7 protein-coding genes and 1 pseudogene are annotated in these 7,707 nt (G+C 33.0%); 3 read left to right on the forward strand and 5 right to left on the reverse strand.

Translation table 11 applies throughout. From position 1 onward, the window contains the following. Positions 1–352 precede the first annotated feature (352 nt). Positions 353–865, reverse strand: a complete 513-nt coding sequence (locus IDG60_RS02475) for a DUF4242 domain-containing protein (protein WP_000171919.1) — start codon at positions 863–865, stop codon at positions 353–355. A 178-nt stretch (positions 866–1,043) separates the two neighbouring features. On the opposite strand from IDG60_RS02475, the gene IDG60_RS02480 reads away from it, so the two are divergent. Then, complete coding sequence (locus IDG60_RS02480) at positions 1,044–1,247, forward strand: hypothetical protein (protein WP_000356963.1); 204 nt, start codon at positions 1,044–1,046, stop codon at positions 1,245–1,247. Between the two features lie 352 nt (positions 1,248–1,599). On the opposite strand, the gene IDG60_RS02485 is transcribed toward IDG60_RS02480, so the two are convergent. Together IDG60_RS02485 and IDG60_RS02490 are read right to left on the reverse strand one after the other, a co-directional pair. Beyond that, positions 1,600–2,559, reverse strand: a complete 960-nt coding sequence (locus IDG60_RS02485) for a cation diffusion facilitator family transporter (protein ID WP_001013485.1) — start codon at positions 2,557–2,559, stop codon at positions 1,600–1,602. Positions 2,560–3,205: 646 nt separating this feature from the next. Then, on the reverse strand, positions 3,206–4,693 hold the full coding sequence (locus IDG60_RS02490) for an aldehyde dehydrogenase family protein (protein ID WP_000290397.1): 1,488 nt from the start codon (positions 4,691–4,693) through the stop codon (positions 3,206–3,208). A 426-nt stretch (positions 4,694–5,119) separates the two neighbouring features. Between IDG60_RS02490 and IDG60_RS02495 the strand changes: the two genes are divergently transcribed. Continuing rightward, the gene (locus tag IDG60_RS02495) at positions 5,120–5,503 is read left to right on the forward strand and encodes a YbaN family protein (protein WP_001237004.1); all 384 of its coding nucleotides are present in this window, start codon (positions 5,120–5,122) and stop codon (positions 5,501–5,503) included. A 6-nt stretch (positions 5,504–5,509) separates the two neighbouring features. After that, positions 5,510–5,836 (forward strand): staphylobilin-forming heme oxygenase IsdI, encoded by a 327-nt coding sequence (gene isdI / locus IDG60_RS02500; protein ID WP_000480603.1) that lies wholly within the window; start codon positions 5,510–5,512, stop codon positions 5,834–5,836. A gap of 64 nt (positions 5,837–5,900) precedes the next feature. Here isdI and cap8P read toward each other — a convergent pair whose 3' ends face one another. Continuing rightward, positions 5,901–7,046, reverse strand: coding sequence for a type 8 capsular polysaccharide synthesis protein Cap8P (gene cap8P, locus IDG60_RS02505; RefSeq protein ID WP_000723436.1), 1,146 nt, complete (start codon positions 7,044–7,046; stop codon positions 5,901–5,903). A gap of 76 nt (positions 7,047–7,122) precedes the next feature. Continuing rightward, a pseudogene (cap8O, locus tag IDG60_RS02510) lies at positions 7,123–7,707 on the reverse strand (type 8 capsular polysaccharide synthesis protein Cap8O); the annotation flags it as partial.

The following is a 7,707-nucleotide window of genomic DNA, read 5'->3' on the forward strand; positions in this document are numbered from 1 at the left end:
ATTTTAATCATGACAAGCCCCCTTTTAATCCCTACTATTTTAATAGGAATTAAGTGTATATCTAAAGGGCTATGCCAAACACAGCCCTTATATCGTGAATTGTTATATCTATAGATGATTATGGTTTGGTATGAGTGCTCTTATAACATAAGCGTTATTCAATTAACGACGTTATATTAATTTCAGCTCTACTAAATTTCAATAAAATGATTGTTTTAGAAAATACTTGCATTTAGTTCATTAGTTTCTTCATATCAACTACTTACATTTATAGCATTGAGCTATTCTAATTAACTGCAATCGAAATCCACGTCAAACCTATATACATATATCTCATCAACTTGTTGTCTTATTAAAGTTTTTCGATGCCATCAATCGGTGTATCAACTGCTTTTCGCGCGCGACGTACCGCTTCTTCATCAGGTGCGTTGTATAAACAAATACATTTAGACATATCTTCACATACATATGTGCGTTTAAATTCAACTTCTGGCACTTCTTCATAATGAACAGAATTTTTCTTTTTACGTGCTAAATATTGATCCATCGTAATGCCTTCCGGAATGTTCCAAGTTACAAGGTAATCAACATGTGCATCACCATTTTTAACTTCATCTAAATCTTTACCAACTAAGCGTACTTCTTTGACTAATTGAATACTAATATCTGCTTCTGTTAAAAATTGTTTAGCTTCTGCTTCGTCATTTGCTTCCACAATAAAATAACCATGAGTTAAATTTTCAGTAGCTTGTACTTCAATTAATGTTGGAATTGTCTTCGTAGATAGTGATGCTGCCTTTGCTTCTAGTTCTTCTTTCGTTGATGCAAAATCAAGATTGTTAGCTTCTAATAAAAATAATGTCATTAATAAGACCTCCTATAACAATGGTTGAAAAAATATTACTATAATTCTTATCGGATTACAAGGATATTGAGCGATTTTTTTAAATATTTAGATAAAATTCTGTAAAATATATTTTCAAAGAGTATAAAAATCATGTTAGGGTATAAGTAAATAAACATATATATAGGGGGCTATCATTATGGATAAAGAATCTGTCGTAGCAAGTTTAGCTAGAAACAAAAAGATTGCTGTAGAAACAATGGCCGGTCAAAGATACATCATAGAACGCATTTTACATACAAATGATGAAAAACATATTCATATTTTGAAACCTAAAGATGTCGTGTTAGATGTAGATAGCATCAAAGAAATTGACGAAAATCATTTAAATGATGCAACATAATCCAAAACAAACGTGGGAGTGGGACAGAAATGATATTTTCGCAAAATTTATTTCGTTGTCCCACCCCAACTTGCATTGTCTGTAGAAATTGGGAATCCAATTTCTCTTTGTTGGGGCCCACACCCCAACTTGCATTGCCTGTAGAATTTCTTTTCGAAATTCTCTGTGTTGGGGCCCACACCCCAACTTGCATTGCCTGTAGAATTTCTTTTCGAAATTCTCTGTGTTGGGGCCCCTGACTAGAATTGAAAAAAGCTTGTTACAAGCGCATTTTCGTTCAGTCAACTACTGCCAATATAACTTCGTAGAGCATAGAACATTGATTTATGTCCCAGCCTGTACAATGTTTTATTTATGTTAATTTGTCGAAGTATGGCTCATCTAATGGATTCAATTGCAAGTTTTCAATTTGCAACGTTGAATGTGCAATGCCATATTTTTCTTTCAACAATGATGATACTTGATCAATCGCTTGATAATCATCACCCTCATATTTTTTATCTAACACAACATGGGCACTTAATGAATAATGCTCTGTTGTAATACTCCACAAATGAAATTCATGTACATCTAATATGCCATCTATGTTTTTAATATCTGCCATAATTTGATCAGTATCCAAATGTTGAGGCACACTTTCCATTAAAATTAACCACGCATTACGCGTAATTTTATAACCACCACGTAAAATGATGAGTGAAATTACAATACTAATGATTGGGTCGATGATGCGCCATCCTGTAAAGTAAATCAATACAACTGCAACGATGACACCAATAGAGTTCAATAAGTCTCCCATGAAATGCCATAATGCACTTTGAATATTGATATTGTCTTCTTGTTTTAAAGACCTTACAAGGATAATTGTCAAAATAATATTAACGAGTAAACCAATACTAGCAATCATAAACATAATGCCACTTTCAATTGGTTGCGGATAAATAATACGTACAATAGCTTCATATAAAATCCAGATTGAAATTACAATTAATGCTAAACCATTTAAAAATGCAACTAATATCTCAAATCTTAAATATCCAAATGTGTATCGTGCAGTCGGCTTTTTACTTGCAAAATAAATGGCCAACATAGATAAACCAAGTGCTAATACATCACTAAGCATATGAAATGAATCTGACAGTAATGCCAATGAATTAGATACTAAACCTCCGACAAATTCAATCACTGTAAATAACAATGTGATGATTAGTGATGCCCACAGCGTCTTTTTAGAACTTTGTTGAATTTTTTGATGATTGACATGATGAAAATATTTGTATCTGTTTATCGTATTTGCCTTTTTCCCATTCATACGTTTGCCACTCCTAAATAAATGCGTCGTATTTAATATTGTCGCTTTTAAAAATAATTCTTTATAGCTTCTCAGATTAATATTAATGCTTCCGTAATTAACCATGATTTATACATCATCGTCCTTTACATGACAACTCATTAATCTTTACCCTTTATACCTTTATGTAATATCACCTTGGAAAAACTTTTACAGCACATTCGCTCTTTACTTTATCCCTATCATATAGAAAATTTTAATAATGTACGAGATTATTGTGTTAGTTACATAAAAATGACAAAAAAGTATCTCAAATTTATTGTTTAGTTTCATTAAGTTCAAAAAATCACAATAACTTTAATGATTGTTCCACATATTAAAACAAACGATGACTTTGCATATTGAACTTCATATTTCTAAATCACCACAATTCATAAACAACTCTGTCCTTATAATAGCTGCATCGCAAATTAGCATAATTAAAAACAGCAGTAAGATGATTTGCAATTAAAAACCATCCTACTGCTATTATTTTAGTCATTATATCCTAATATCATGATACGTGTTCCTATATATTTTGTTTTGCTTAAAATCTAAACAACGCCGTTAAATGTTAAGACTTACCGCTAGACTGACCTACAAACACGCTTCAGAAACGATATTTATTCTAGTACAAACCTTTTAAAGCATTGCTTGTATCAATATAAATATTTTTAACTTGTTGATAGTTACTTAACGCACCTTTATAAGTTTCTCGACCGATACCTGATTTTTTATAACCACCAAATGGTGCGCCTTCTGGTACTTGGTTGTAAGTGTTAATCCAAATACGTCCTGTACGTACAGCTTTAGCAATATTTAATGCACGTGTGATATTTTGAGAAAATACACCGCCTGCTAAACCATACTCAGAATCATTAGCTATATCAATTGCTTCTTGATCGTCCTTCACTTTAATCACTGTTAACACTGGTCCAAATATTTCTTCTTGTGCTAATTTGTGATGATTGTCTGGCACAGCAATTAATGTCGGCTCAAAGAAGAACCCTTTATCTAATCCATTTTCAGTTAAGCGATGACCACCTGCTAAAATTTGTGCATCTGATTCTTTTGCTGCATCAATATATGATTGAATTTTATCTAATTGATCCTTACCAGTTTGACTACCCATTTGTGTAGCTTCATCTTGTGGATCTCCAACTTTAATATTTGAAAATGCCTCTTGTAAACGTGGCACCAATTGATCATAAATTTTTTCATGAACTAATAATCGAGAACCTGCACTACATACTTCACCTTGGTTGAATAAAATACCTAACTGAATACCTTCAACTGCAAGGTCTAAATTAGCATCATCTAATATGATATTGGCGCTTTTACCACCAAGCTCTAATGTAGCGGGTACTAGATGTTTTGCTGCAGCTTCGGCAACTTGATAACCTACATCAGTTGAGCCCGTAAATGATAATTTATCTACACCATCATGATTGAAAATTGCATTACCTGATTCTGAACCTTTACCCGTTAGTATATTGACAACACCTTTAGGTAATACCTCTTGGAAAATTTTAGCAACTTCCAATAAACTTAATGGTGTTGAAGACGAAGGTTGAATCACAATTGTATTACCTGCAGCAATGGCTGGCGCAATCTTCCATGCAGCTAATAGCATTGGGAAGTTCCAAGCAACAACAGCACCTACGACGCCAATCGGCTCATGTCGTACGATACTCATTGTGTCTTTATCGATATCATTTACTGTACCTTCTTCTGTTTCAATAACACTTGCGAAATAATGGAAATGTCTTGCAGCAAATGGAATATCAATTGCTGTTGTCTCACGAATCGGTTTACCATTATTTAATGTTTCAATCATTGCAATTTTATCTTTTTGTGCCATTAATTTATCACCAATATCACGCAACATTTGTGCACGTTCTGATTTAGAAGTTAATGACCATGATTCAAATGCCTCTTGCGCCACTTTGACTGCATGATCGACATCTTTATCTTTTGCTCTTGTAATATGTGATAGTGTTTCTCCAGTTGCTGGATTAGTCACTTCGATTGTTTCGTCACTGCTACCTTTAACAAATTCCCCATTGATAAATAAACCATAATTCTCTGCAATATAATCTCGAACGTTTACTGCCATATTATCTCTCCTTTGTTTATTGGCTATAATATAAATCTCTTAGCATCATATTTAATAATGCTTTTAAACGATATGATTCACATTATATAGTAAGCGTTTACATTTTATAAAATAATCAGCTCACAGAAGTCTCATTTTTAAAACTTTTGCGTCGTTTTTGCACATAAAAATAATCTTATTTTCGAAAACATATTGCACTTTTCAAAAATAAAACACATAATATAACTATAATACTTGAGAATAATTCTCATTAAATAGTTTGGTTGTTATGAAAGTCGCGCTTAAAATGCGTTAATGGGACAAGAATAATTCAACAACGTTTCATTTTACTGAGTCATTGCACTTATCATACACATTATATTTAGCATGAGTTATATTACTAAAACAATATTACATGCGCATTAGTACTAGAATGGAGTTTTTTCAATGCGACTTATTTTAATCGTTATTGGCTTAATATTTACAGCGCTTGGTATTGCAGGTGCCGTATTACCTTTACTGCCAACGACCCCTTTTTTACTCGTAGCAGTTTTTTGTTTTGCTCGAAGTTCAGATCGGTTTTACAATTGGCTTATTAATCAAAAAATTTATAAAGAATATGTAGAAAACTTTTATTTACATCGAGGCTACACGCTACAACAGAAAATTAAAATTTTAATTAGCTTATACATTGTAATAGGTTTTTCAATTTATATGGTGGATGTTCTTGCAGTCCGTGTAGGATTAATCATAATGGTTATCATACAAACCGCTGTACTCTTTACATTTGTAAAAACATTACCCAAATCAAATCATAAAATAGAGGAGTGATTGCCCATGTTTATGGCAGAAAATAGATTACAATTACAAAAAGGCAGTGCGGAAGAAACGATTGAACGTTTTTACAATAGACAAGGCATTGAAACTATTGAAGGCTTCCAACAAATGTTTGTCACTAAAACATTAAATACTGAGGATACAGACGAAGTTAAAATCTTAACTATTTGGGAATCTGAAGATAGCTTTAATAATTGGTTGAATTCCGATGTATTTAAAGAAGCTCATAAAAATGTACGTTTAAAAAGTGATGACGATGGACAGCAAAGTCCAATATTATCAAATAAAGTATTCAAATATGATATTGGCTACCACTATCAAAAATAAATATATTAAAAACCCCTAGTCACCGCTGGTTGTCTAAACCAACTTCATGATTAGGGGTTTTTTATTATTTGTGACGTAAAGGTACGAATTCATCCGGCTTGTCTGAGCGCAATCCAAAATAATATTCTATTGCTTCACAAATACGTCGTGATGCTTGTCCATCACCATATGGATTATTCGCTTGACTCATACGTTGATACGCTTCATCATCCTCAATCAATTGTTTCACATTTCGAACAATATTGTCATAATCTGTGCCAATTACTCTCGATGTTCCCGCCTCAACGCCTTCGGGACGCTCTGTATGATTCCTTAATACCAACACAGGTTTTCCAAATGTAGGAGCCTCCTCTTGAATACCACCAGAATCTGTCAGCACGAGGTACGATTGATTTGTAAAATTATGGAACTCAATCGCATCTAATGGCTCAATTAATTCAATCCGATTTCTCCCAGATAAATATTTTTCGGCAATCGCTCTTACCTTTGGATTACGATGCATTGGATAAATGAAGACAACATCTTTATATTCATCTGCCAAATCTCTTACTGCTTTAAAAATCTGATGCATCGGTTCCCCAATATTTTCACGACGATGCGCTGTTAGTAAAATAACTTTCTTGCCTTTATGTTTATTAATAATCGTTGAAACAAAATCATTTTGAACTGTTGTTGACAATGCGTCAATAACTGTATTTCCAGTAATAAAGATACGCTCTTTGTCTTTGTTTTCAAAAAGTAAATTTTTAGCTGCAATTACTGTTGGCGCAAAATTCAATTCAGCAATATTACTTACCATGACTCGATTTAACTCTTCAGGAAATGGTGAGTATTTCTGATGTGTTCGAAGTCCAGCTTCTACATGTCCAACCGGAATTTGATGATAAAATGCTGCCAAACTTCCTACAAAAGTCGTTGTAGTATCACCATGTACTAAAATCATATCCGGCTGTTCCTCATTAATGATGCTATCAAGTTTAGCAAGCGCATTCGCCGTAAGGTCCGCTAACGTTTGTTGATCTTGCATAATATTTAAATCATGATCAGCTTGAATATCAAATATACTTAACACACTATCTAACATATCTCTATGTTGTGCTGTAATCACAATGTTCGCTTCAAAGTTCCCATTATGATCAATTTCTTTTACTAATGGTGCCATTTTTATTGCTTCGGGTCTCGTACCGAAAATAACCATAATTTTTTTCATAACATTATCCTCTCTGAAGTTCAAACACATGACAGCTTATCTTTCCTTAATCATGTATGCCCTAGTTTGACACATTTTATTTGTCGATAAAATTAAATATATTGCCATAATTATAATACGATACATCTTCAAATGATGATTTCACAACATTTTTTGTATCAAAAATCACTTTATGCTTCATTTTATCAAAATGACTGTCCGATAAATTTTTAAATTCTGAGTGGTCACTTAAAATCAATACTAGCGATGCGTCTTTGACAGCATGTGACATATCATGTTCCACAAAATCTAATTCAACATGTGGATCATAAGCACATACTTCTATGTCTGGTTCTTGATTTAATAGCTCATAAATATCAAATGCTGGCGATTCTCTTATATCATCAACATCACCTTTATAAGTTAAACCAAATACTGTGACTTTATTCCCGCTCAACGCTTTGATGATTTGCTTCGTTGTATCAACAACATAGGCCGGCATTGAATTATTAATTTCACGTCCAGTTTGAATTAACTTTGCATTTTCAGGGTCTTTAGCAATAATAAAGTACGGATCAACAGCTAAACAATGACCGCCTACACCTGGACCAGGTTGATGGATATTAACACGCGGATGTTTGTTTGCCATTTCAATCACATCTAATACATTAATATTTAAGTT

The sequence above is a fragment of the Staphylococcus sp. EG-SA-2 genome (assembly GCF_017152085.1).

Coding starts and splice junctions, on each gene's coding strand:
- IDG60_RS02475 (WP_000171919.1), bottom strand. CDS start 865: ATGACATTATTTTTATTAGAAGCTAACAATCTTGATTTTGCATCAACG.
- IDG60_RS02480 (WP_000356963.1), top strand. CDS start 1,044: ATGGATAAAGAATCTGTCGTAGCAAGTTTAGCTAGAAACAAAAAGATT.
- IDG60_RS02485 (WP_001013485.1), bottom strand. CDS start 2,559: ATGAATGGGAAAAAGGCAAATACGATAAACAGATACAAATATTTTCAT.
- IDG60_RS02490 (WP_000290397.1), bottom strand. CDS start 4,693: ATGGCAGTAAACGTTCGAGATTATATTGCAGAGAATTATGGTTTATTT.
- IDG60_RS02495 (WP_001237004.1), top strand. CDS start 5,120: ATGCGACTTATTTTAATCGTTATTGGCTTAATATTTACAGCGCTTGGT.
- isdI (WP_000480603.1), top strand. CDS start 5,510: ATGTTTATGGCAGAAAATAGATTACAATTACAAAAAGGCAGTGCGGAA.
- cap8P (WP_000723436.1), bottom strand. CDS start 7,046: ATGAAAAAAATTATGGTTATTTTCGGTACGAGACCCGAAGCAATAAAA.